Source organism: Streptomyces sp. NPDC053367 (assembly GCF_044545925.1).
Lineage (GTDB): Bacteria > Actinomycetota > Actinomycetes > Streptomycetales > Streptomycetaceae > Streptomyces.
In genome coordinates, this window is the sequence record NZ_JBITYN010000003.1 from 205,467 (window position 1) to 229,304 (window position 23,838).

Consider the following 23,838-nt stretch of genomic DNA (forward strand, 5'->3'; position numbering starts at 1 on the left):
GCCGAGAGCCGACGTTTCACGTGAAACAGGCCGGACGGAAGCGCGTCGGGCACCCGGGAGGAGCCGTATCGAGCTACGGAAGGAACCGCGGCGGCGAGCCGGCTGTAACCGCGTCCAAGCCCCGGACGGAACCGCATCGGGCACACAGAAGGGGCCGCACCCCATGGGATGCGGCCCCTTCCTGTCAGCTGTTCAGCCGATCGCGGTCATCAGCCCGCGACAACCTCGATGTTGACCTTGGCGGCAACCTCGGGGTGCAGACGCACGGACGTCTCGTGGGCGCCCAGGGTCTTGATCGGCGCACCGAGCTCGATGCGACGCTTGTCGACCTCGGGGCCACCGGCGGCCTTGATCGCCGAAGCGATGTCGGCCGGGGTGACGGAGCCGAAGAGACGGCCGGCGTCGCCGGAGCGGACGGCCAGACGGACCTTCACGCCCTCGAGCTGGGCCTTGACAGCGTTGGCCTGCTCGATGGTCTGGATCTCGTGGATCTTGCGAGCGCGGCGGATCTGCTCGACGTCCTTCTCGCCGCCCTTGGTCCAGCGGATCGCGAACTTCCGCGGGATCAGGTAGTTGCGAGCGTAACCGTCCTTGACGTCGACGACGTCGCCCGCGGCACCGAGGCCGGAGACCTCGTGGGTGAGGATGATCTTCATGTTTCGGTCACCCTTCCCTTATCGCGCGGTGGAGGTGTAGGGCAGCAGCGCCATCTCACGGCTGTTCTTGACGGCCGTGGCGACGTCACGCTGGTGCTGCGTGCAGTTGCCGGTCACGCGGCGGGCACGGATCTTGCCGCGGTCGGAAATGAACTTCCGCAGCATGTTCGTGTCCTTGTAGTCCACGTACGTGACCTTGTCCTTGCAGAACGCGCAGACCTTCTTCTTAGGCTTGCGCACAGGCGGCTTCGCCATGGTGTTTCTCCTGTGTGATCAAGAAGTTGGGGTAAGCCCCGCCTCAGACCGAGGGTCTAGAAGGGGGGCTCGTCCGAGTAGCCGCCGCCGTTGCCGGAGCCACCGCCCCAGCCACCGCCGCCACCCTGCTGGCCACCGGCGGGAGCGCCGGTCGCCCAGGGGTCGTCGGCCGGAGCGCCGCCCTGCTGGGCGCCACCGGAGCCGCCGCCCCAGCCGCCGCCCTGCTGGCCGCCGCCACCGCCGCCGCCGAAGCCGCCGCCACCACCCTGGGCACCGCGGCCGGCGGTCTTGGTGACCTTGGCCGTGGCGTTGCGCAGGCTGGGACCGACTTCCTCGACGTCCAGCTCGTAGACCGTGCGCTTGACACCTTCACGGTCCTCGTACGACCGCTGCTTCAGCCGGCCCTGCACGATGACGCGCATGCCTCGCTGGAGCGACTCGGCGACGTGCTCCGCCGCCTGACGCCAGACCGAGCAGGTCAGGAACAGGCTCTCGCCGTCCTTCCACTCGTTCGTCTGACGGTCGAAGGTGCGGGGGGTGGACGCGATGCGGAACTTCGCGACCGCCGCACCCGAGGGGGTGAAGCGCAGCTCGGGGTCATCGACAAGGTTGCCGACGACCGTGATGACGGTCTCGCCTGCCATGGGGGAACCTCTCGGCGGGTTTGCTGCTGGCTGCTTGCGGTACTACTCGAAACCCGAGATCAGCTGGGCGTGGAAGCTCAGTGGGTCTCGGGACGGAGGACCTTGGTCCGGAGGACCGACTCGTTCAGGTTCATCTGGCGGTCGAGCTCCTTGACGACCGCAGGCTCGGCCTGCAGGTCGATGACCGAGTAGATGCCCTCGGGCTTCTTCTTGATCTCGTACGCGAGACGACGACGGCCCCAGGTGTCGACCTTCTCGACCTTTCCGCCACCGTCACGGACGACAGAAAGGAAGTTCTCGATCAGCGGGGAGACAGAGCGCTCCTCGAGATCGGGGTCGAGGATGACCATCACCTCGTAGTGACGCATGTGGAACCCACCTCCTTTGGACTCAGCGGCCACGGTCGTTCCGTGGCAGGAGGGTTGTGATGCGTGGACAACGGTATCGGCCACCACTGACAATCAGGTTCCCGCTGGGCGATTCCCTGGCCGCGGTCTGGGCAGACACCGGTGCAGACGGTACAGAGTACCCGCACACCGGCTTCCGGTTGAAATCAGGCCGCGGGGACCGTCAATCTGTACACATCGGGTGTGTATGGCGCTACGATGCGCCGTTCTCCGCAGGAGGTGCCCCATGGCACAAGCATTGCGACCCAACACCGCCGGATCCCTCTTCGCCACTGACGGCAAGCCCCACCCCCTCCAGGACACGCTGCTCGCCGTGACCGTCGTACTGGGGCTGATCTCCTTCATCACGGCGATGTTCCACAACCTCCATCTGCTCAGCTCCTGGACGGGTCTGGTGGGGATCATCACCGGCGCCTACGGACAGTGGGTCTCCGAGACCACCCGTGAGCGCTTCGGGCTGATCCTGGGCCTCGGTGCATGCGCCGTCGGCTTCTTCCTCGGCATGGCGCACGGGGGCCTCTTCGGCAGCCTGTGGTGAGGACACCCGCGCCGCAACGGCGCTGAGGGACCGCTGACGACACGTCCCGGCACGCCCCGGTGGCCCACGGACCGGGGCGTTGCCCCCGTACGTCCCAGTGAGGGCGCTCGCAAGGCGCAGTAGGCTTCGGCGCGAGAGCCGGAGCCCCTGTACCCATGGGGACACACCAGCCCGAGGAGCGCCCCGAATGAGCCTGACCCTGAGGACCATCAGCCGCGAGCAGCATCTGGCCTACATCCAGAGCCTGCCGTCGGCGAGCCACATGCAGGTCCCGGCATGGGCCGACGTCAAGGCGGAGTGGCGCTCGGAGAACCTCGGCTGGTTCGACGAGCGGACCGGCGAGCTGGTCGGCGTGGGCCTGGTCCTCTACCGGCAGCTGCCCAAGATCAAGCGCTACCTCGCCTATCTGCCCGAGGGCCCGGTCATCAACTGGTTCGCGCCGAACCTCGACGACTGGATCCAGCCGATGCTGGCCCACCTCAAGCAGCAGGGCGCCTTCTCGGTGAAGATGGGCCCGCCGGTGATCATCCGGCGCTGGGAAGCGGGCTCCATCAAGGCCGGCATCCAGAACCCGGACGTGAAGCGCCTGCGCGACATCGAGGCCGACTTCATCGAGCCGCGCGCCTTCGAGGTGGCCGACAAGCTGCGCCGCATGGGCTGGCAGCAGGGCGAGGACGGCGGCGCCGGCTTCGGCGACGTACAGCCCCGGTACGTCTACCAGGTGCCGCTGGCCAACCGGTCCCTGGAAGAGGTCCACAAGAACTTCAACCAGCTGTGGCGCCGCAACATCAAGAAGGCCGAGAAGGCCGGCGTCGAGGTCGTCCAGGGCGGCTACCACGACCTCGAGGAGTGGCAGCGGCTCTACGAGATCACCGCGGTGCGCGACCACTTCCGGCCCCGCCCGCTGTCGTACTTCCAGCGCATGTGGACGGCCCTCAACTCCGAGGACCCCAACCGGATGAGGCTGTACTTCGCCCGCCACAACGGCGTCAACCTGTCCGCGGCGACCATGCTGATCGTCGGCGGGCACGTCTGGTACTCCTACGGCGCCTCGGACAACATCGGCCGTGAGGTCCGGCCCTCGAACGCGATGCAGTGGCGGATGCTGCGCGACGCCTACGCGCTCGGCGCGAGCGTCTACGACCTGCGCGGCATCTCCGACTCGCTGGACGAGTCCGACCACCTCTTCGGCCTGATCCAGTTCAAGGTGGGCACGGGCGGACAGGCCGCCGAGTACCTCGGCGAGTGGGACTTCCCGCTGAACAAGCTGCTGCACAAGGCGCTCGACATCTACATGTCGCGCCGCTGACCGAGCAGCCGTCCCGGCGCTTCTCGTCGCGTCACCGACCGCGCGTCACGCGCTTCGGTACCGTCGACAGCTCCCCTACCTCTGACACACCGCAGCCACGAGAAAGGTTCCAGGTCCGGCCATGGCGCTCACGCTCTACGTCGACACCGCGCGCTGGCGGGCGCACCACAAGCACGTGCAGGAGCAGTTCCCGGGGCTCGTGCCGGTCTGCAAGGGCAACGGCTACGGCTTCGGCCACGAGCGCCTCGCGGAGGAGGCCACGCGGCTCGGCTCCGACGTCCTGGCCGTCGGCACGACCTACGAGGCCGCGCGCATCAAGGACTGGTTCGGCGGTGACCTGCTGGTGCTGACGCCCTACCGGCGCGGCGAGGAGCCGGTGCCGCTGCCGGACCGGGTCATCCGCTCGGTGTCGTCGGTGGACGGCGTGTACGGCCTGGTGGGCGCCCGGGTGGTCATCGAGGTGATGTCCTCGATGAAGCGGCACGGCATCAGCGAGCAGGACCTGCCGCAGCTGCACGCCGCCATAGAGAACGTCCGGCTTGAGGGCTTCGCCATCCACCTGCCCCTGGACCGCACCGACGGCTCGGACGCCGTCGAGGAGGTCATCGGCTGGATGGACCGGCTGCGCGCGGCCCGGCTGCCGCTGCACACGATGTTCGTCAGCCACCTCAAGGCTGACGAACTGGCCCGGCTCCAGCAGCAGTTCCCGCAGACCCGGTTCCGCGCGCGGATCGGCACCCGGCTGTGGCTGGGCGACCACGAGGCCACCGAGTACCGCGGGGCCGTCCTGGACGTCACGCGGGTGGCCAAGGGCGACCGCTTCGGCTACCGCCAGCAGAAGGCGGCCTCGGACGGCTTCCTGGTGGTCGTGGCGGGCGGCACGTCCCACGGCGTGGGCCTGGAGGCCCCCAAGGCGCTGCACGGCGTCATGCCGCGCGCCAAGGGGGTCGCACGCGCCGGCCTCGCCACGGTCAACCGGAACCTTTCCCCGTTCGTCTGGGGCGGCAAGCAGCGCTGGTTCGCGGAGCCGCCGCACATGCAGGTGTCGATCCTGTTCGTGCCGGCCGACGCCCCCGAGCCGAAGGTCGGCGACGAACTGGTGGCCCATCTGCGGCACACCACCACGCAGTTCGACCGGCTCGTCGACCGCTGAGGCTCCAGGGGGTTCACCCCGCAGGACACGCAAGAAGGCCGTACACGGACCTCCGTGTACGGCCTTCTGCATTGGCCGGCTGCAAGGGCGTGGCCGCGCAGGGCCCGCCGCCGTGACGGCTGCCGTGCCCTGTTCGCTCAGGGCGAACTCTTCTCCGAGGCGCCCCACTCCACCTGCGGCCCCTCGAAGTGAGCCGCGTGCCGCGGGGGACGGGCCGCGCGGCCGAGGGCGAAGACGTCCTCCGCACCGTCGAGGACGCCGCCCGAGGGATCGTCGTCTCCCTCCCGGCGGACCACGTCCCGGTGCGGCATGAGGACGTCGCGGACGACCACGAGGCACAGGTACAGCGTCCCCGCCAGGTGTACGCCGATCGCCCAGTGGTAGCCGTCGGTGGGCAGGCCCTTGTGGGCGTCGCCGCTGGTCGTGTACGCGAGGTACAGCCAGATCCCGAGGAAGTACGCGACCTCGCACGCCTGCCAGACCAGGAAGTCGCGCCACCGGGGCCGGGCCAGTACGGCCAGCGGCACCAGCCACAGCACGTACTGCGGCGAATAGACCTTGTTGGTGAGGATGAACGCCGCGACGATCAGGAACGCCAGCTGGGCGAAGCGGGGCCGGCGCGGCGCCATCAGCGCGAGTGCGGCGACACCCGCGCAGCACAGCAGCATCAGCAGGGTGGCGAGGGTGTTGACGGTGTCGGTCTCCAGCGGGTCCTTCGAGTTCTGCGCCATGATCAGCCAGAAGGAGCCGAAGTCGACGCCCCGCTCCTGGCTGAAGGTGTAGAACTTCGACCACCCGTCGAAGGCGAAGACCATCACCGGCAGGTTCACCACCACCCAGGCCCCGGCGGCACCTGCCAGGGCCGTGCCGAATTCCCGCCACTTCCCCGCTCGCCAGCACAGGACGAGCAGCGGCCCCAGCAGCAGGAACGGATACAGCTTGGCGGCCGTGGCGAGCCCCAGCAGCACTCCGAAGGCCAGGGCCCGCCCACGGGACCACATCAGCATCGCCGAGGCCGTCAGGGCGACCGCCAGCAGGTCCCAGTTGATGGTCGCCGTGAGCGCGAAGGCGGGCGCCAGCGCGACCAGCAGACCGTCCCAGGGCCGACGGGCATGGGTGCGGGTGACGCAGACGGCGATGACCGCCGCGCACGCCATCAGCATCCCGGCGTTGACCATCCAGTACCACTGCTCCTGGTCCTGGATGCTGCCGCTGCCGGGTGTCAGCCAGGCGGCGACCTCCATGAACACACCGGTCAGCACCGGGTATTCGAGGTACTCCATGTCGCCGGGCAGCCGGTCGAAGTACGGCACGAGCCCGTCAGCGAAACCGCGCCCGTTGTAGAGGTGCGGGATGTCGGAGTAGCAGGCATGGGTGTACTGCGTACTGGCGCCGAAGAACCAGCCCCCGTTGTAGCAGGGCGCCTTCTGGACCAGGCCGAGGGCGAACATGCCGATCGCCACGAGCGCGATGATCCGCACGGGCGTCCACCACGACGTGCCGAGCAGGGCGTGCCGTCCGAGGGGACCGCCGATCAGCTCGCTGCCACTCGCGGCGACCGAGTCGGCCCGGCTCGGCGCCACCGGGTCGGTCGGACGGGCTTGCGTTCCTTCTGCACTGGGCATGGGGCACATCCTGCCGTAGATGGCTGGGAAAACGCCGAGGGCCGCCGCACCCGGGTGGGTGCGGCGGCCCGATGTTTCACGTGAAACACCTGCTTCGGCGGATCGAGGGCTGTTTCACGTGAAACACCCGCTCCTGGCGAAACGGCAACGAACGACGGCTTACGGAAGCCGACGGTGGCTAACCGGTCGTTCCTTCGAAGATTCCTCCGCTGTTGTTGCCGCCGTTGCCGTTGCCGTTGCCACCGTCCGTGGGTGAGGGCGTCGGTGACGTACTCACCCCACCGTCGGTACCGCCCGTGTCCAGGCCTCCCGTGTCGGTGCCTCCGGTGTCCGTGCCGCCCGTGGTGGTGTCGTCACACTTCCACCAGTTGTTGCAGGTGTCGCTCGGGGTCGGCGTGGGCGACGGCTCGGGCTTGTTGTCCTTGGAGGGCGACGGCGTCGGGGTCGGCTCCTCCTCCGACTCGGTCGGCGAGGGCGTGGGCGTCGGCGTCGGCTCCGCGTTGATGACCTCACCGATGGGCTCGGGCTCCGGGAACTTCACCGCCGGCAGCCCGTCCAGCGCCTCGTCCATGTAGTCGTGCCAGATCTCCGAGGGGAACGACGCACCGTGGATCGAGTCCTGGTCACCGGTGCCGTACATCGGCAGGAACGTACGGTTCTTCATCTTCTCGTCGTCCGGGTACCGGAACATGGTGATCGCGGTCGACAGCTGCGGCGTGTAGCCCACGAACCAGGCCGACTTGTTCTCGTCGGTGGTACCGGTCTTACCGGCCACGTCCCGGCCGGGCAGCGCCGCGTTGGTACCCGTGCCCTCCTCGACGACGGTCTTCAGCACGTCGGTGACGTTGTCGGCCACCTTCGAGGTGAACGCCTGCTTGGTCTGCGTCTTGTGCGTGTAGACCGCGCCGTCCTTGCTGGTGACCTTCTGCACCGAGAACGGCTCACGCTGCTTGCCGCTGGCGGCGAAGGTGGCGTAGGAGCCGGCCATGCGGATGGCGCTGGGGTCGGAGATACCGATGGAGAAGGACGGGTAGCCGGTACCGGCCAGGCTGTCCTCGCGCAGGCCGGCGGCGACCGCGGCCTCCTTGACCTTGTCCAGGCCGACGTCCATGCCGAGCTGCACGAAGGCGGAGTTCACCGACTGACGCATCGCCTCACGCAGGTCGATCATGTACTTGGGCGCCTTGCCGACCGACTCCTTGCCGTCGTTCTCCTGGAGCCACTCCTTGCCCTCTTCGTTCGTCCAGACCGACCCGTCGTATTTCTTGATCTTGAGGTTGTTCTGGCCGCTGTACAGGCTCTTGGGGGAGACGACCGTGCGCTCGTCCTGAGCCTGCACCTCGGGGCCGTCAGGATCCCGGACGCCCCACGTCATCGCCGCCGCGAGCACGAACGGCTTGAAGGTCGAACCGACCTGGGCACCGGTTTCGTCGGCGTTGTTGGTGAAGTGCTTGGTGGCGTCCTCACCGCCGTAGATGGCCCTGATCGCACCGGTCGCCGGGTCCACGGAGGCACCGCCGAACTGGACGTGCGAGTCCTTGTCGGGGCGCTTCTTGGGGTCGATGTTCTCCTTGCGGACCTTCTTGACCGCGGCCTCCAGCGCCTTGACCTTCTTCTTGTCGAAGGTCGTGTAGATGGAGTAGCCGCCCTGCTGCAGCTTGTCCTGGGTGATCCCGGTCTCCTCGCTGTGGCTGACGATGTAGCCGTTGGCGAGGTCGACCAGGTAACCGATCTGGCCGCTCAGCGCGGTGTTGAAGCGCGGGTTCTGGATCTTGGGCAGCTCTTTGTACTTGGCGCGCGTGGCCGGGTCGAGGTGGCCGTACTCGACCATCTTGTTGAGGGTGTCCTGCTGCTGGCGCAGTGCCCGGCGCTGGTTCTTCTCCCTCGTGGCCTCCGCGGGGTCGATCTGGGGGGCGCCCGCGGGGTCGTAGTACGTGGCGCCCTTGAGGGTGGCCGCGAGGAAGGCGCACTCGCCGGGGTTCAGGTCGATGGCGTCCTTGTTGAAGTACGCACGGGCCGCCGCCTGGATGCCGTAGGCGTTACGGCCGTAGTAGGCGGAGTTGAGGTAGCCCTCCATGATCTCGTCCTTGGAGAGCTTGGCGCCCACCTTGATCGAGACGAAGAGCTCCTTGAACTTCCGGGACAGCGTCTGCGACTGGTCGCCCAGCATCGCGTTCTTGACGTACTGCTGGGTGATGGTCGAGCCGCCCTGGGTGCTGCCGCCGCGTGCCATGTTGAACATGGCTCGGGCGATGCCCTTGGGGTCGACGCCCTTGTCGGTGCGGAACGTCTTGTTCTCCTGGGAGATGACGGCGTTCTGCATCTCCTCGGGGATCTGCGACAGGTTGATGATCTGCCGGTTCGTCTCACCGCCCGTGGCGACCATCTCGGTGCCGTCGGACCAGTAGTAGACGTTGTTCTGCGCGGTCGCCGTGTCCTGCACGTTCGGGACGGTCACCAGCGCGTAGCCGACGCCCGCGATCGCGACCAGGCCGCCCAGGAAGGCGAGGCACAGGCCGGAGACGAGCTTCCAGGACGGCATCCAGCGCTTCCAGCCGTACCGGCCCGCGCGCGGGTAGTCGATGAACCGCTTGCGGCCGGGATCCGCGGCCCGCGCCCTGCCCCGCCCGGGGCCACCCGGACCGGGGGCAGCGCGCCGGCCGCCACGGCCGGGCTCGGCGGCCCGGCGACGGCCGCCTCCACTGCGCTGTGCCGCGCGCCGGGCCTCGGCGCGGCCGCCGTACATAGGCTCCTCGCCTCCCGGCCCGTACGCGTCGGAAGGAGATCCGGTGGCGCCTCGCGGTGCCGCTCGGCGGCCGGAGGACGAGCCGGACGGGCCGCGTCTGGCCGCGGCCCGTCCGCCTCCCTGCGGCTGCGGCGGTTTGCGACGGTGCTCGCTCATCGAACGACTACTCCTCGGGCAGGCGCACCCCTGCGCGCCTGGAAACGGCAGCTGGTTTCCGGTCCCCCCGAAGTACGGACGCGGTCTGTTCCGCATTCACCCGTACTGCACCAGGGACCAGGACGTCCCCAGGCGTCACGCGGTTCCCGGCGGTATGCATGCCGCACAGACTACGCACCGCCAAAACCTGCCTAGCCCCGGAGTTCACCCCAAATCAGGCAACTTGCCCCCGGCGAATCAGTGATGTGACGCCGCTCACCATCCCCCCTCTTGTCGCACCAGCACCGCCGTTCTATCGTGCTGATGTATCGAGTCGATACATCAGCACGACATAAGAACCGTCAAAGGGCCCGTCACGCGGGTCGCGGCAGAGAGGAGGCGACAATGAGCCGGCGTTCCGGGATCCTCGAGTTCGCCGTACTCGGCCTGCTCCGCGAATCCCCTATGCACGGCTATGAGCTGCGCAAACGACTCAATACGTCACTGGGTGTGTTCCGTGCGTTCAGCTACGGGACGCTCTACCCCTGCCTGAAGACGCTGGTCGCCAACGGCTGGTTGATCGAGGAGCCGGGGAGCGCCCCCGAGGACGCCCTGGCCGCCTCCCTCGCCGGCAAGCGCGCCAAGATCGTCTACAGGCTGACGGCGGAAGGCAAGGAACACTTCGAGCAGCTGCTGTCGCAGACGGGGCCCGACGCGTACGAGGACGAGCACTTCGCCGCCCGCTTCGCCTTCTTCGGGCAGACCTCGCGCGACGTACGCATGCGCGTGCTCGAAGGCCGCCGCAGCCGCCTGGAGGAACGCCTGGAGAAGATGCGCGCCTCGCTCGCGCGCACCCGGGAGCGCCTCGACGACTACACCCTCGAGCTCCAGCGCCACGGTATGGAGTCCGTGGAGCGCGAAGTGCGCTGGCTGAACGAGCTCATCGAGAGCGAGCGGGCCGGGCGGGACCTTCGGGGTTCCGCCACCGGGGAGCCCGCTCAGCAGGACACCACATCTGGAGCGACGGGCGGCCTGCCCCGGTCCGGGGACACGCCCCGGCCGGATACGCCCGACGACACCGCCACGTGAAGGTCCCAAAAGGGCTTCACCGAGTACACACACAGGGAGCAACCGGAATGGGTTCGGTTCGCGTAGCCATCGTCGGCGTGGGCAACTGCGCCGCGTCGCTGGTGCAGGGCGTCGAGTACTACAAGGACGCCGACCCGGCGTCCAAGGTCCCGGGCCTGATGCACGTCCAGTTCGGCGACTACCACGTCCGTGACGTGGAGTTCGTCGCTGCCTTCGACGTCGACGCGAAGAAGGTCGGTCTCGACCTCGCCGACGCCATCGGCGCCTCCGAGAACAACACCATCAAGATCTGCGACGTGCCGAACACCGGCGTGACCGTCCAGCGCGGCCACACCCTCGACGGCCTCGGCAAGTACTACCGCGAGACCATCGAGGAGTCGGCCGAGGCCCCGGTCGACGTCGTCCAGATCCTCAAGGACAAGCAGGTCGACGTCCTCGTCTGCTACCTGCCCGTCGGTTCCGAGGACGCGGCGAAGTTCTACGCCCAGTGCGCCATCGACGCCAAGGTCGCCTTCGTCAACGCCCTTCCGGTCTTCATCGCCGGTACGAAGGAGTGGGCGGACAAGTTCACCGAGGCGGGCGTCCCGATCGTCGGCGACGACATCAAGTCCCAGGTCGGCGCCACCATCACGCACCGCGTCATGGCGAAGCTGTTCGAGGACCGCGGTGTCGTCCTCGACCGCACGATGCAGCTGAACGTCGGCGGCAACATGGACTTCAAGAACATGCTCGAGCGCGAGCGCCTCGAGTCCAAGAAGATCTCCAAGACGCAGGCCGTCACCTCCCAGATCCCCGACCGGGACCTCGGCGAGAAGAACGTCCACATCGGCCCGTCCGACTACGTCGCGTGGCTCGACGACCGCAAGTGGGCCTACGTCCGCCTCGAGGGCCGCGCCTTCGGTGACGTCCCGCTGAACCTGGAGTACAAGCTCGAGGTCTGGGACTCCCCGAACTCCGCGGGTGTCATCATCGACGCCCTGCGCGCCGCGAAGATCGCCAAGGACCGCGGCATCGGCGGTCCGATCCTGTCCGCGTCGAGCTACTTCATGAAGAGCCCGCCGGTGCAGTACTTCGACGACGAGGCCCGCGAGAACGTCGAGAAGTTCATCAAGGGCGAGGTCGAGCGCTAAGCAGGGCTCACCTTTCCGACGGGCTGTTCGAGGGTCCCCGGGGCATCGCGCCCGGGGACCCTCGCCGTATGTGAGGCTGTGCCCCATGGCCGTCGTAGGTGATCTTCGGGTCCTGTTGCGCCTCCGGAACTTCCGGCGGCTGCTCGCCGTACGACTGCTCTCCCAGGGCGCCGACGGCGTCTACCAGGTCGGACTCGCCACCTACGTGGTCTTCTCCCCGGAGAAACAGACCTCCGCGGCCGCGATCGCCTCCGCGATGGCCGTGCTCCTGCTTCCCTACTCCCTCGTCGGCCCGTTCGCCGGTGTGCTCCTCGACCGCTGGCGCCGCCGGCAGGTCTTCGTCCACGGCAACGTGCTGCGCGCGCTGCTGGCGACCGTGACCGCGCTGCTGATCGTCGGCCAGGCCCCCGACTGGCTCTTCTACGTCTCAGCCCTGTGCGTCACCGCGGTCAACCGCTTCGTCCTGGCGGGTCTCTCGGCCGCGCTGCCGCGGGTGGTGGACAGCGAGCGCCTGGTCATGGCCAACTCCCTCTCACCGACCGCCGGCACCCTCGCCGCGACCGCGGGCGGCGGCCTCGCCTTCGGCGTCCGGCTGCTGGCGGCCGACTCCGACGCCGCCGTGGTGTTCCTCGGCGCCGCGCTCTACCTCTGCGGGGCCGTCGCCGCACTGCGCATCCCGCGCGAACTGCTGGGCCCCGACCTCGCTCTCGTACGGCCGCGGCTCGCGACGGCCCTGTCCGGCACGGCCCGGGACCTGGCCGCAGGCGTCCGTCACCTGGCGGAGCCCCCGCGCCGCGAGGCCGCCTGGGCACTCGGCGCGATGACCCTGATGCGGTTCTGCTACGGCGCCCTGACGGTCATGGTGCTGATGCTGTGCCGGTACGCCCTGACGTCCGAGTCCGATGACGGGCTCGCGCTGCTCGGTCTGGCCCTCGGCCTCTCCGCAGCGGGCTTCTTCGCGGCGGCCGTGCTGACGCCCTGGGCGGCGGGGCGGCTGGGGCCCGGGCGGTGGATCGCCGTGTGCGCGGCGGCCGCCGCGGTGCTGGAGCCGGTTCTCGGGCTGCCGTTCGCCACGGGCCCGCTGCTGGCGGCCGCCTTCGTCCTGGGGCTCACCACGCAGGGCGCGAAGATCTCGACCGACACCATCATCCAGTCCTCGGTCGAGGACGGCTTCCGCGGCCGGGTGTTCTCCGTCTACGACGTCCTGTTCAACATCGCCTTCGTCGGCGCGGCGGGTGTGGCCGCGCTGATGCTGCCGTCCGACGGCCGCTCGGTGCCGCTCGTGCTGACGGTGGCTGCTGTCTACGGGGCGGTTGCGGTGGCTTTGGCTCGTTTTGAACACCGCTGAGTGTCACATCAATGCCACAGAGCCCCTCCTGCCACTCCCGTTGTCAGAGGGGGCCGCTACCTTACGTGGGTCTTATCCATTTCTTATGTGCGTCACACGAGCGCGCTCCAAGGGGGACCCCCGCATGTCCACTCCGCCGCCCCAGGGCCAGAACCCGTTCGCCCAGGGTCAGAACCCCTACGCTCAGGGGCAGATGGCGCCTCAGCAGCCGGGGCAGCCGGGCTTCCCGCCCCAGGGTGCGCCCGTGCCGCCGCCCGCGCCTGCCAAGCCCTTCAGGAAGAAGCTGCTGCGCATCGGCGGCTTCATCCTCGTCGCCATCATCATCGCCGTGGTCAAGTGGCAGATGGGCAAGACCGACGCGGAGACCACGGCCGTCGGCGACTGCATGCACAACAAGGGCTCGATGACCTCGGCCGACCTCGAGACGGTCGACTGCTCGTCCAGTGACGCCCAGTACAAGGTGATCGAGAAGTTCGACGACACCAGCGACACCGACAAGTGCAACACGGTGACGGGCACCGAGATCGCGTACTACCAGACGGGCGAGGGCCGCGACCTCGTTCTGTGCCTGAAGGAAGTCAAGTAGGGCACGACGCGCGGCGAAGAAGCCGTGTTTCACGTGAAACCAGCGGTGTTTCACGTGAAACGTCGAAGGGGGCGCCATGTTTCACGTGAAACATGGCGCCCCCTCTCGCTGACCGGGCTTCAGGAGTTCCGCTCCTGCTTGGCCCACCACTCCTTCAGGGCCTCCACCGCAGCATCGCGGCCCATGGGCCCGTGCTCCAGGCGCAGCTCCAGCAGGTGCTTGTAGGCGCGACCGACGGCAGGGCCCGGCTTGACGTCGAGGATCTCCATGATCTGGTTGCCGTCGAGGTCGGGCCGGATGGCGTCCAGCTCCTCCTGCTCCTTGAGCTGCTCGATGCGCTCCTCCAGACCGTCGTACGCCCGGGACAGCTGCGCCGCCCTGCGCTTGTTGCGCGTGGTGCAGTCCGAGCGGGTCAGCTTGTGGAGACGATCGAGAAGCGGGCCGGCGTCACGGACGTAGCGGCGGACGGCGGAGTCGGTCCACTCGCCGGTGCCGTAGCCGTGGAAGCGCAGGTGCAGCTCGACGAGACGCGAGACGTCCTTGACCAGTTCGTTGGAGTACTTCAGCGCCGTCATGCGCTTCTTGGTCATCTTCGCGCCGACCACCTCGTGGTGGTGGAACGAGACCCGGCCGTCGCTCTCGAAGCGGCGCGTGCGCGGCTTGCCGATGTCATGCAGCAGCGCGGCCAGCCGGAGTGTCAGGTCGGGGCCGTTCTCCTCCAGCGCCATCGCCTGCTCCAGGACGATCAGCGTGTGGTCGTACACGTCCTTGTGCCGGTGGTGCTCGTCCCTCTCCAGCCGCAGCGCCGGCAGCTCGGGCAGCACATGCTCGGCGAGCCCGGTGTCGACCAGAAGGGTCAGGCCCTTGCGAGGGTGGGCGGACAGGACGAGCTTGTTCAGCTCGTCGCGCACCCGCTCGGCGGAGACGATCTCGATACGGTCGGCCATCTCCGTCATGGCGGTGACGACCTCGGGAGCCACCTCGAAGTCGAGCTGCGCCGCGAACCGCGCAGCGCGCATCATCCGCAGCGGGTCGTCCGAGAACGACGCCTCGGGCGTCCCCGGGGTGCGCAGCACTCGCGCGGCTAGGTCGTCCAGGCCACCGTGCGGGTCGATGAACTTCTTCTCCGGAAGCGCGACCGCCATCGCGTTGACGGTGAAGTCACGCCGGACGAGGTCCTCCTCGATGGAGTCGCCGTACGACACCTCGGGCTTGCGCGAGGTCCGGTCGTAGGCCTCGGACCGGTAGGTGGTCACCTCGATCTGGTAGCCGTCCTTCTGCGCACCGACGGTGCCGAAGGCGATGCCGACGTCCCACACGGCGTCCGCCCAGGGCCGCACGATCTTCAGGACGTCCTCGGGGCGCGCGTCCGTGGTGAAGTCGAGGTCGTTGCCGAGCCGGCCGAGGAGCGCGTCCCGTACCGAGCCGCCGACCAGGGCGAGCGAGAATCCGGCCGCCTGGAAACGGCGGGCCAGGTCGTCGGCGACTGGCGCGACCTGCAGCGGCTCGGTCACCGCGTGGTCGTGCTCCGGGGCAATGGGGTGGTGTTCGTTGGCGTTCGGCACAAAAGAAGAGGGTACGTGGCCGAAGCATCGCCCAGCGCCCCCATTAAGCGGTCGCCGGCTCCGGCGGGATCACGGACGGTCACCCGTCGCACACACCCAAAGCCTGCTGTTGTGACGTAACTCAACGCATTCGGCGCCTGCGCAGGCCAAGCGCACATATAGAGCGGACAACCACCCCGGACCGATCTTGTGGAGCAGTCCGCGGCACTTCCTCTCAGCGCGCATCGTTACCATGCGTGGACGCACATGGGAACGACCACTGACGACGACGAGGGACGGGCGAGCGCGTGGCCGAGGCGGCAGACTTCCAGGGGACCACTCCCTCACCTGCCCGCCGCCGTCTGCGGCGCACCGCGGCCGTGCTCACCACCGCTCCTCTGCTGGCCGGGCTGCTGCAGCTGACCGTCGGTTCCACCGCGCAGGCCGCGGCCCCCGCCTCGGCGAAGGCCGCCTCCGGCTCGCGCACGGTCGCCGTCTCGCTGGACTCGCTCAGTCCCGCCGTCCCCACCGAGGACGACACCCTGACCGTCTCCGGCACCGTGACCAACAACGGCCGGCAGACGATCACGGACGCCCGCCTCGATCTGCTCCTCGGGCCGGAGCTGGACACCCGCTCGGGGATCGACGACGCCGCCGCGGGCGGCGAGTACACGGCGGGCTCGGACGGCACCGAGATCGGCGACGAGTACGCGGAGAAGCTGCCCGAACTCACTCCCGGTGTCGCGGAGCGCTTCAGCATCTCCGTGCCCGTGGAGGACCTCGACCTCGGTGAGGCGGGCGTCTACCAGCTCGGCGTCGCGCTCTCCGGAGAGACGTCCATCCAGCAGTGGGAGCAGGTGCTGGGCTTCCAGCGGACCTTCCTGCCCTGGCAGCCCGGCGAGGCGGACAGCACCACGCGGACGACGTTCCTGTGGCCGCTGATCTCCGAGCCCCATATGACCGCGCGGACGGGTTCCAACGAGAAGCAGACGCCGGTCTTCCTCGACGACAGCCTCGCCGGGGACCTCGCGCCCGGCGGCCGCCTGGAACAGATGGTGGCGCTCGGCAAGGAACTCGACGTCACCTGGGTGATCGACCCGGACCTGCTCGCATCCGTCGACGCCATGACGGAGAGCTACGAGATCCAGGGCGAGGGCGGCACCACCACGCCGGGCCGCAGCCAGAACGTCGCCAAGCAGTGGCTGGCCGAGCTGCAGGAGGCCGTCGAGGGCAAGGAGATCGTCGCGCTGCCCTTCGGTGACGCCGACCTGGCGTCACTGGCCCACAACGGCACCAAGGTCACCGGCTCGCTCAGCCACCTCAAGGAGGCCACCGAGGTCGCCGCACGGACGGTGGAGACGATCATCCATGTGAAGCCCTCCACGGACTTCGCGTGGCCCGTGAACGGCGCCGTCGACCCGTCGATCGTCAAGGTCGCCACCTCTGCGGGCGCCGACAAGGTGATCGCGCGCAGCGACAGCCTCGAGGAGACCAGCGGACTGACCTACACGCCGTCGGCGCCGCGGCCCATCGGTGGCGGCACCACCGCGGTCGTCGCGGACGCCCGGCTGTCGACCGCCTTCCAGGGCGATCTGGCGACGGCGTCGGCCGGGACGCTCACCGTGCAGCGCTTCCTCGCGCAGCACCTGGCCCTGAACCTCCAGACGGACAAGCAGCGCAGCATCGTGGTGGCGCCGCAGCGCACCCCCACCATCAGCCAGGCCCACACGATGGCCCAGGCGATCGCCGCCCTCCAGGGCAGCCCCTGGAACGAGACCCAGACCCTCACGGACACCGCCGCCGCCAAGCCGGACCCCGAGGCGACCACCGAGGTGCCCTCCGCGTCGCGCTACCCGGCATCGCTGCGCAGGCGGGAGCTGCCGCGCGCGGCGTTCGAGCAGATCGCGGTCACCCAGGAGAAGCTCGACAACTTCACGGTGATCCTCAGCGACGAGTCCCGTGTGGTGACCCCGTTCGGCCGGGCCATGAACCGCGAGATGTCCACGTCCTGGCGCGGCCACAAGGTCGCCGGCCAGAACTTCCGCGACGGCGTGGAGGGCTATCTCGACGACATCGCGCAGCAGGTCAGCCTGATCGAGAAGTCCGAGACCAAGCTCTCCGGACGCAGCGCCACCATCCCGGTCACGGTCCAGAACAACCTGGTGCAGGGCGTCGACCACCTCGTCCTGCGGCTCACCTCCACCAGCCCCAACCGGCTGGAGATCGGCGGCGAGGCGTACGACGAGCAGGCGGTCGCCGTCTCCGGCGGGCACAGCCAGTCGGTGAAGTTCACCACCTCCGCCAACGCCAACGGCAAGGTCACGGTGATCGCCCAGCTGTTCACCGAGGACGGCCGGCCCTACGGCTCTCCCGTCACCTTCGACGTGCGCGTCACCGAGTTCACCGCGACGGTCATGCTCGTCATCGGCGGCGGTGTCCTGCTGCTGGTACTGGCCGGCTTCCGGATGTACACCCAGCGCAAGCGTGCCGCGGCCCGCGACGCCGAGGAGGACGGCCCCGAGGAGACGACCGAGTCCGCCGAAGGACCGGTGAACCCGGACGGCCCCGATGGCCGTCTCACCGAGGAGACCGGGACGTCCGAGGAGTCGGACGCCCGCTCCCGGGCAGGCGAGCCGCAGCAGCCGAGTGACCCGACACCGGACACCGCAGCGGAAAACACGGACCCGTCCGGCACGGGTGAGAGAGTGGACCGTTGAGGATGTCGTGGCCGGTGGGCCCGGGACGATGAGGTGGGGTAACCATGAACGCGCCGTACGACGGTGACCGCGGCCGGGCCGCGGGCGAACCGGGCCACCCCGAGGGCCCGCCGCCCGAGCACGGCCAGGTGCCGCCGCAGCACCCGGCGGACATGTACCTCCAGGACGCCTACGACCAGGACCCCTACCGGGCACAGGACCTCTCCGCCCAGGACCCGGTCTCCGAGGCGCTCTACGATCGCGCCGCGCACCCGCCGCCGCCCCCGGGCAGCTATCCGCAGCAGCCGCTGTACGCCCAGCCGCCGCAGTCGCCGTACGCGCCCGATCCGCGCGTATGGGCCCAGACGCCTGCCCCCGAGCCGGACGGCGCGACCCAGTACCTGCCCTACGGCGACGACCCGCGGACCACGCAGTACGTGGGCGTCGACGACCTGGTGACCCAGGCCGCCGAGGAGCACCACGAGCCGGACGCCTTCGCGCATCTCTTCCGCGACCAGCAGCAGGGCGGCGGCCATCCGTCCGACCACCCGTCCGTGCCGGGGCCCGCGGCGGCGCCGTACCAGGGCGCACCCGGGGCCCCGTACGGGACGCCCCAGGCCGCGGCTCCGGAGCAGTACCCAGCCGCGCAGCAGTACCAGGCGCCCGTGCCGTCCCCCGTCGAGCCGGCCGCGCCGGCGCCCGCGCCCGCTGCCGCGGCCACCGCTCCCCCCGCTTCCCCCGCTTCCCCGGCGAGGAAGGGCGGCCGCGCGTCGGGCCTGCTGAAGTCCAGCGCGGTGATGGCGGCGGGCACGATGGTGTCCCGGCTCACCGGGCTCATCCGCTCGGTGCTGATCGTCTCGGCGCTGGGCACCGCTCTTCTCGGCGACACCTTCCAGGTGGCGTACCAGCTGCCGACGATGATCTACATCCTGACCGTCGGCGGCGGTCTCAACTCCGTCTTCGTCCCGCAGCTCGTGCGCGCCATGAAGGACGACGAGGACGGCGGCGAGGCCTACGCCAACCGGCTGCTGACCCTGGTCATGGTGGCGCTCGGCACCCTCACCGTGGCCGGCATGTTCGCCGCGCCGCTGCTGGTCCGCGCCCTGTCCAACCCCGTCGCCTCCGACGCGGCGGCCAACGACGTCGCCATCACCTTCACCCGCTACTTCCTGCCCTCGATCTTCTTCATGGGCATCCATGTGGTGATGGGCCAGATCCTCAACGCCCGCGGCCGGTTCGGGGCGATGATGTGGACCCCGGTCCTGAACAACATCGTCATCATCGTCACCCTCGGAATGTTCGTCTGGGTGTACGGCAGCGCGGCCAACTCGCACATGACCGTCGACACGATCCCGCCGGAGGGCCAGCGCCTCCTCGGTATCGGCATCCTCCTCGGCCTGGTCGTCCAGGCCCTGGCGATGATCCCGTACCTGCGCGAGACCGGGTTCAAGGTACGGCTGCGCTTCGACTGGAAGGGCCACGGCCTCGGCAAGGCGGCGGTGCTCGCCAAGTGGACGATCCTGTTCGTGCTGGCCAACCAGGCGGGTGCGCTGGTGGTGTCCCAGCTCGCCACCGCGTCGATCGTCGACGGCAACATCGGCGGCACCGGGTACAGCGCCTACGCCAACGCCCAGCTCATCTGGGGCCTGCCGCAGGCGATCATCACGGTCTCGCTGATGGCCGCCCTGCTGCCGCGCATCTCCCGGTCGGCCGCCGAGGACGACGCCGGCGCCGTCCGGGACGACATCTCGCAGGGCCTGCGCACCACGGCCGTCGCGATCGTCCCGATCGCCTTCGGGTTCGTCGCGCTCGGCGTCCCGATGTGCACCCTGATCTTCGGCTCCTCGGGCACCGCGGCCGCCACCAACATGGGCTACATGCTGATGGCGTTCGGCCTCGGTCTGGTCCCGTACTCCGTCCAGTACGTCGTCCTGCGCGCCTTCTACGCCTACGAAGACACCCGCACCCCCTTCTACAACACGGTCATCGTGGCCGCAGTGAACGCGGGCGCCTCGGCGCTCTGCTACCTCCTGCTGCCCGCCCGCTGGGCCGTGATCGGCATGGCCGCCTCGTACGGCCTGGCCTATGTCATCGGCGTCGGCGTCGCCTGGCAGCGGCTGAGCAAGCGGCTCGGCGGCGACCTGGACGGCGCCCGCGTACTGCGCACCTACGCGCGGCTGTGCATCGCCTCCGTCCCGGCGGCCCTGCTCAGCGGCGCGGCCTGTTACGGCATCACCCAGGCGCTCGGCCTGGGCGTCCTCGGCTCCTTCGCCTCGCTGCTGCTCGGCGGTGCCGTGCTGCTGGGCGTCTTCTACATCGCGGCCCGACGTATGCGCATCGAGGAGCTGAACTCGATGGTCGGCATGGTGCGCGGACGACTGGGTCGCTGAGGCGGGGTAGGCGCACAACCATCGTCGGCTCCTGTGTGTCGTGCACAGGGGCGGACTGTGGGCACAATTGGTTTCGGCGTCGGACGGCGCGCAACGGATCGGGGAGGCAGGACGACGGTGGCGGAACGGAGCAGGGCTGCCGTCGACGTGGCAGACAACAGCGGCGAGACGCCGCTGACCGCCGAGGCGGACCAGGCGGACCAGTCCACGGCCGACGGGGCGGACCAGACCGGGGAGCGGACCACGGACAACGACGAGGCACAGGGGAGCGGCGGGACCGAAGGTCCCGGAAAGGCCTCACCGCCCGAACTGCACAGCGGTCACAAGCTCGCCAGGCGCTACCGCCTCGAAGAGTGCGTCACCCGTCTGGACGGCTTCAGCAGTTGGCGCGCCGTCGACGAGAAGCTCCGGCGGGCCGTCGGCGTCCACATCCTGCCCGCCGACCACTCCCGTGCCCGTTCCGTCCTCGCCGCGGCCCGTTCCGCGGCCCTGCTGGGTGATCCCCGCTTCGTCCAGGTCCTCGACGCCGTCGAGGAGAACGACCTCGTGTACGTGGTGCACGAGTGGCTGCCCGACGCCACCGAACTGACGGCGCTGCTCGCGGCAGGGCCGTTGGAGCCGCACGACGCCTACCAGCTCGTCAGCCAGATCGCCGGCGCGATGGCCGCCGCCCACCGCGAGGGCCTGGCGCATCTGCGGCTCAACCCCAACGCCGTCCTGCGCACCTCCACCGGCCAGTGGCGCATCCGCGGCCTCGCGGTCAACGCGGCCCTGCGCGGCGCCAGTTCCGACTCCCCGCAGCGCACCGACACGGAGGCGATCGGCGCCCTGCTGTACGCCTCCCTCACCCAGCGCTGGCCGTACGAGAACGACGCGTACGGTCTGTCCGGGCTGCCCAAGGACATCGGGTTGATCGCTCCCGACCAGGTGCGGGCGGGCGTGCACCGCGGGCTGTCCGAGCTCGCCATGCGGGCGCTGGTCAACGACGGGGCGACGGCTTCCCGGCACGAGGCCGCGTGCACCACGCCGGAGGAGCTGGTGAAGGCCATCGGCGAGATGCCCCGCATCCGCCCGCCGGAGCCGGCCTTCACCGCACCGCCCGAGTACCAGCGCACCACCTACCAGCAGGGCAACTACGGCCGTCCGGCGCCGCACCCCGGCGTCACCCAGCCGGTGACGGCCCCGCCGCCCCCGCTGCAGAGCCGCCCCGGCAAGGCCCTGAAGTGGGCCGTCTCCGCGCTTCTGATCGCCGCCCTCGGCCTGGGCAGCTGGCAGCTGGCGGAGGCCCTGATGGAGCGGGGCGGCAAGTCCGAGACCCCGCAGACACAGACGACCCAGGGCGGAGACAAGAACAAACCCAAGCCGTCCAGGCCGATCGCGATCCAGGGCGCCCGGGACTTCGACCCCTTCGGCGACAGCTCCGAGAAGCCCGGCGACATAGACAAGGTCTATGACAGCGCGCCGGGCACGTACTGGGAGACGGCCAAGTACTACGGCGAGTTCGCCGCCAAGTTCGGAAACCTCAAGAGCGGTGTCGGTGTCATCCTCGACCTCGGCAAGGTCCAGGACGTCGGCAAGGTGACCGTCACCTTCGAGGGCACCACGTCCGTCGAACTCCTCGCCGCGGACGGGGACGTCGAGCCGCAGACCTTCGAGGAGTTCACCAAGGTCGCCGACGGCGCGGGTGACACGGTGGACCTCAAGCCCGCGAAGGAGCTGAAGTCCCGCTATGTACTGGTCTGGCTGACCGAACTGCCGATGCAGTCCAACGGTGAGTACCGCGGCCGCGTGGTCGACATCAAGGTGACCAGCTGAGGAAGCGGGGGCGCGGGCGTGTGCAGCGACCGGCAGGAACCACCGGACGAGGCCCTTCTGGCCCGGCATGTCGCCGGGGACCCGGACGCCTTCGGTGAGCTGGTGCGGCGGCACCGCGACCGGCTGTGGGCGGTGGCCCTGCGGACGCTGGGCGACCGGGAGGAGGCCGCGGACGCCGTCCAGGACGCGCTGGTCTCCGCCTACCGGGCCGCGCACACCTTCCAGGGAAAGTCGGCCGTCACGACCTGGCTGCACCGCATCACGGTGAACGCCTGCCTGGACCGTGCCCGCAAGACCGCCTCCCGCAAGACCGCCCCGGTCGACGACACCGAGCGGCTGGAGCAGTTGCTGGAGCCGCACGAGTCGGCCTCGGCCCCGGCCGAGCGCAACGACCTGCACCGGCAGCTCATCGAGGCGCTCGGCACCCTCCCGCCCGACCAGCGGGCCGCCCTGGTCCTGGTGGACATGCAGGGCTACCCGGTCGCCGAGGCCGCCCGCGTCCTGGATGTGCCGACCGGGACGGTGAAGAGCCGCTGCGCGCGCGGCAGAGCCAGACTCCTGCCGCTTCTCACCCATCTGCGGCCGGACAGACCCGGTGAGGGCACTTCGAAGGACGAAGGACGGAACCGGACGCAGGGGACATCCGTCCCACCGGCAGCGGGACCGCGCTCTGCCGGTCCCCGGCAACCCGGGCCAAGCGACTCAGCTGCAGTGAAGGGCGGAGGTGGGCGAGCGTGACTTCCACGACGGACACGGCCGGGCACCCGGACGTCGCCGAGATCTCCGACCTCACCGAGGGTCTGCTCCCCCCGACCCGGAGTACGGACGTACGACGGCATCTGGAGGAGTGCGAGCTCTGCGCGGACGTCTACGCGTCCCTGGAAGAGATCCGGGGCCTGCTCGGCACGCTCCCCGGCCCGTCGCGGATGCCCGCGGACGTCGCCGGACGGATCGACGCGGCGCTGGCGGCGGAAGCACTGCTGAACTCCACCGCGCCGGCCTCCGAGGACACGGAACGCGCCGAGCGCAGCGTGCCGACCGCGGCCAACAGCGCGCGTGTTTCACGTGAAACATCGGCCGACCGGCCCGCGGGGAACGCCCGGACCGCCACCACCGGCCCCGGCCGCAAGGGCCGCCGTCCGGGCAGCAGGCGCAGGGTCGCCGTCCTCGGCGCCGCCTTCACCGCGGCCGCCCTGGGGCTCGGTTCCGTACTGCTGTCGTCGTGGGGCGGGGGTTCGCCGGCGTCGCCCGATCGCGACGAGCAGTCCTCCGCCTCGGACACCTTCGCCGCGGGAACGCTCGAGCGGGAGGTCACCGGCCTCCTCTCCACGAAGGAGAGCCTGCGCGAGGGGTCCCGCACTCCCCACAGCCTCGGCGTGGAGGGCGGACCCGACACCGGGCGGCCCAGGGTCTTCCAGCAGCCCGTGGTGCCCGACTGCGTGCAACAGGGCATCGGCCGCAAAGACACGGCGCTCGCCACCGAGGAAGGCGTCTACAAGGGTCGCGAGGCGCTCCTCGTCGTACTGCCGGACACCTCCGACAGCAGCCGCGTCAGCGTCTACATCGTCGACGCCCGCTGTGTGGAGCAGGACTCCACCGCCAAGGCGGAGGTTCTACTGAAGGACTCCTACGCCCGTCCCTGACCCCTCACCTCGTCTCTTGTGTCACCGGTGGGTCTCCCCTTCGTGTGCCCGGACACAGCGGGAATGCGCGCCCCTTAGGATCCGTTGGGTGGGGTGAGAGTTCCGAAAGGCTCCCACCGGTCGAACGAC

The 23,838-nt window shown here is 69.6% G+C and carries 19 protein-coding genes; 12 read left to right on the top strand and 7 right to left on the bottom strand.

Going from position 1 to position 23,838, the window contains the following annotated elements:
* Window positions 1–209 precede the first annotated feature (209 nt).
* From rplI to rpsF, 4 genes are all read right to left on the bottom strand, one after another.
* Entirely contained in the window at window positions 210–656 is a 447-nt protein-coding gene (gene rplI, locus ACIGXJ_RS10595; RefSeq protein WP_399642972.1) for a 50S ribosomal protein L9, read from the bottom strand.
* Between the two features lie 18 nt (window positions 657–674).
* Window positions 675–911 carry a 30S ribosomal protein S18 gene (gene rpsR, locus ACIGXJ_RS10600; RefSeq protein WP_003949403.1) on the bottom strand — a complete coding sequence of 79 codons (237 nt, stop codon included), beginning with the start codon at window positions 909–911 and terminating at the stop codon, window positions 675–677.
* Window positions 912–967: 56 nt separating this feature from the next.
* A complete protein-coding gene (locus ACIGXJ_RS10605) occupies window positions 968–1,555 on the bottom strand; it encodes a single-stranded DNA-binding protein (RefSeq protein WP_399642973.1) in 588 nt (195 codons plus the stop codon).
* Window positions 1,556–1,632: 77 nt separating this feature from the next.
* A complete protein-coding gene (gene rpsF, locus ACIGXJ_RS10610; protein ID WP_009189556.1) occupies window positions 1,633–1,923 on the bottom strand; it encodes a 30S ribosomal protein S6 in 291 nt (96 codons plus the stop codon).
* Window positions 1,924–2,188: 265 nt separating this feature from the next.
* On the opposite strand from rpsF, the gene ACIGXJ_RS10615 reads away from it, so the two are divergent.
* From ACIGXJ_RS10615 to ACIGXJ_RS10625, 3 genes are all read left to right on the top strand, one after another.
* Window positions 2,189–2,500 (top strand): hypothetical protein, encoded by a 312-nt coding sequence (locus ACIGXJ_RS10615; RefSeq protein WP_399642974.1) that lies wholly within the window; start codon window positions 2,189–2,191, stop codon window positions 2,498–2,500.
* A gap of 187 nt (window positions 2,501–2,687) precedes the next feature.
* Window positions 2,688–3,809, top strand: coding sequence for a peptidoglycan bridge formation glycyltransferase FemX (gene femX / locus ACIGXJ_RS10620; RefSeq protein ID WP_399642975.1), 1,122 nt, complete (start codon window positions 2,688–2,690; stop codon window positions 3,807–3,809).
* A gap of 121 nt (window positions 3,810–3,930) precedes the next feature.
* Window positions 3,931–4,962: an alanine racemase gene (locus ACIGXJ_RS10625; protein ID WP_399642976.1), complete on the top strand. Its 1,032-nt coding sequence runs from the start codon at window positions 3,931–3,933 to the stop codon at window positions 4,960–4,962.
* Window positions 4,963–5,099: 137 nt separating this feature from the next.
* On the opposite strand, the gene ACIGXJ_RS10630 is transcribed toward ACIGXJ_RS10625, so the two are convergent.
* Entirely contained in the window at window positions 5,100–6,596 is a 1,497-nt protein-coding gene (locus ACIGXJ_RS10630) for a glycosyltransferase family 87 protein (protein ID WP_399642977.1), read from the bottom strand.
* 169 nt (window positions 6,597–6,765) lie between these two features.
* Complete coding sequence (locus tag ACIGXJ_RS10635) at window positions 6,766–9,489, bottom strand: transglycosylase domain-containing protein (RefSeq protein ID WP_399642978.1); 2,724 nt, start codon at window positions 9,487–9,489, stop codon at window positions 6,766–6,768.
* Between the two features lie 384 nt (window positions 9,490–9,873).
* Between ACIGXJ_RS10635 and ACIGXJ_RS10640 the strand changes: the two genes are divergently transcribed.
* The 4 genes from ACIGXJ_RS10640 (at window position 9,874) to ACIGXJ_RS10655 (ending at window position 13,621) form a co-directional block, all read left to right on the top strand.
* Entirely contained in the window at window positions 9,874–10,557 is a 684-nt protein-coding gene (locus tag ACIGXJ_RS10640; RefSeq protein WP_399642979.1) for a PadR family transcriptional regulator, read from the top strand.
* 47 nt (window positions 10,558–10,604) lie between these two features.
* Window positions 10,605–11,687, top strand: a complete 1,083-nt coding sequence (locus ACIGXJ_RS10645; RefSeq protein WP_399642980.1) for an inositol-3-phosphate synthase — start codon at window positions 10,605–10,607, stop codon at window positions 11,685–11,687.
* A gap of 85 nt (window positions 11,688–11,772) precedes the next feature.
* Window positions 11,773–13,035 (top strand): MFS transporter, encoded by a 1,263-nt coding sequence (locus ACIGXJ_RS10650; protein ID WP_399642981.1) that lies wholly within the window; start codon window positions 11,773–11,775, stop codon window positions 13,033–13,035.
* A 124-nt stretch (window positions 13,036–13,159) separates the two neighbouring features.
* Window positions 13,160–13,621, top strand: a complete 462-nt coding sequence (locus tag ACIGXJ_RS10655) for a hypothetical protein (protein WP_399642982.1) — start codon at window positions 13,160–13,162, stop codon at window positions 13,619–13,621.
* Window positions 13,622–13,740: 119 nt separating this feature from the next.
* Here ACIGXJ_RS10655 and ACIGXJ_RS10660 read toward each other — a convergent pair whose 3' ends face one another.
* The gene (locus ACIGXJ_RS10660; RefSeq protein WP_399642983.1) at window positions 13,741–15,186 is read right to left on the bottom strand and encodes a CCA tRNA nucleotidyltransferase; all 1,446 of its coding nucleotides are present in this window, start codon (window positions 15,184–15,186) and stop codon (window positions 13,741–13,743) included.
* A 287-nt stretch (window positions 15,187–15,473) separates the two neighbouring features.
* Here ACIGXJ_RS10660 and ACIGXJ_RS10665 point away from each other — a divergent pair, with 287 nt between their 5' ends.
* The 5 genes from ACIGXJ_RS10665 to ACIGXJ_RS10685 all read left to right on the top strand — a co-directional run bounded on the left by ACIGXJ_RS10665 (window position 15,474) and on the right by ACIGXJ_RS10685 (window position 23,709).
* Window positions 15,474–17,882 carry a DUF6049 family protein gene (locus tag ACIGXJ_RS10665; RefSeq protein WP_399642984.1) on the top strand — a complete coding sequence of 803 codons (2,409 nt, stop codon included), beginning with the start codon at window positions 15,474–15,476 and terminating at the stop codon, window positions 17,880–17,882.
* Between the two features lie 44 nt (window positions 17,883–17,926).
* Window positions 17,927–20,251, top strand: coding sequence for a murein biosynthesis integral membrane protein MurJ (gene murJ, locus ACIGXJ_RS10670; protein ID WP_399642985.1), 2,325 nt, complete (start codon window positions 17,927–17,929; stop codon window positions 20,249–20,251).
* A 117-nt stretch (window positions 20,252–20,368) separates the two neighbouring features.
* A complete protein-coding gene (locus tag ACIGXJ_RS10675; protein ID WP_399642986.1) occupies window positions 20,369–22,066 on the top strand; it encodes a protein kinase family protein in 1,698 nt (565 codons plus the stop codon).
* 18 nt (window positions 22,067–22,084) lie between these two features.
* Window positions 22,085–22,804, top strand: a complete 720-nt coding sequence (gene sigM, locus ACIGXJ_RS10680; protein WP_399642987.1) for an RNA polymerase sigma factor SigM — start codon at window positions 22,085–22,087, stop codon at window positions 22,802–22,804.
* Complete coding sequence (locus ACIGXJ_RS10685; protein ID WP_399642988.1) at window positions 22,801–23,709, top strand: hypothetical protein; 909 nt, start codon at window positions 22,801–22,803, stop codon at window positions 23,707–23,709. Before sigM ends, ACIGXJ_RS10685 begins: the two co-directional genes overlap by 4 nt.
* Window positions 23,710–23,838: the final 129 nt, after the last annotated feature.

What these genes read in the sequence shown, in the direction of transcription:
- rplI (WP_399642972.1), bottom strand. Translation starts at nt 656, where the DNA reads ATGAAGATCATCCTCACCCACGAGGTCTCCGGCCTCGGTGCCGCGGGC.
- rpsR (WP_003949403.1), bottom strand. Translation starts at nt 911, where the DNA reads ATGGCGAAGCCGCCTGTGCGCAAGCCTAAGAAGAAGGTCTGCGCGTTC.
- ACIGXJ_RS10605 (WP_399642973.1), bottom strand. Translation starts at nt 1,555, where the DNA reads ATGGCAGGCGAGACCGTCATCACGGTCGTCGGCAACCTTGTCGATGAC.
- rpsF (WP_009189556.1), bottom strand. Translation starts at nt 1,923, where the DNA reads ATGCGTCACTACGAGGTGATGGTCATCCTCGACCCCGATCTCGAGGAG.
- ACIGXJ_RS10615 (WP_399642974.1), top strand. Translation starts at nt 2,189, where the DNA reads ATGGCACAAGCATTGCGACCCAACACCGCCGGATCCCTCTTCGCCACT.
- femX (WP_399642975.1), top strand. Translation starts at nt 2,688, where the DNA reads ATGAGCCTGACCCTGAGGACCATCAGCCGCGAGCAGCATCTGGCCTAC.
- ACIGXJ_RS10625 (WP_399642976.1), top strand. Translation starts at nt 3,931, where the DNA reads ATGGCGCTCACGCTCTACGTCGACACCGCGCGCTGGCGGGCGCACCAC.
- ACIGXJ_RS10630 (WP_399642977.1), bottom strand. Translation starts at nt 6,596, where the DNA reads ATGTGCCCCATGCCCAGTGCAGAAGGAACGCAAGCCCGTCCGACCGAC.
- ACIGXJ_RS10635 (WP_399642978.1), bottom strand. Translation starts at nt 9,489, where the DNA reads ATGAGCGAGCACCGTCGCAAACCGCCGCAGCCGCAGGGAGGCGGACGG.
- ACIGXJ_RS10640 (WP_399642979.1), top strand. Translation starts at nt 9,874, where the DNA reads ATGAGCCGGCGTTCCGGGATCCTCGAGTTCGCCGTACTCGGCCTGCTC.
- ACIGXJ_RS10645 (WP_399642980.1), top strand. Translation starts at nt 10,605, where the DNA reads ATGGGTTCGGTTCGCGTAGCCATCGTCGGCGTGGGCAACTGCGCCGCG.
- ACIGXJ_RS10650 (WP_399642981.1), top strand. Translation starts at nt 11,773, where the DNA reads ATGGCCGTCGTAGGTGATCTTCGGGTCCTGTTGCGCCTCCGGAACTTC.
- ACIGXJ_RS10655 (WP_399642982.1), top strand. Translation starts at nt 13,160, where the DNA reads ATGTCCACTCCGCCGCCCCAGGGCCAGAACCCGTTCGCCCAGGGTCAG.
- murJ (WP_399642985.1), top strand. Translation starts at nt 17,927, where the DNA reads ATGAACGCGCCGTACGACGGTGACCGCGGCCGGGCCGCGGGCGAACCG.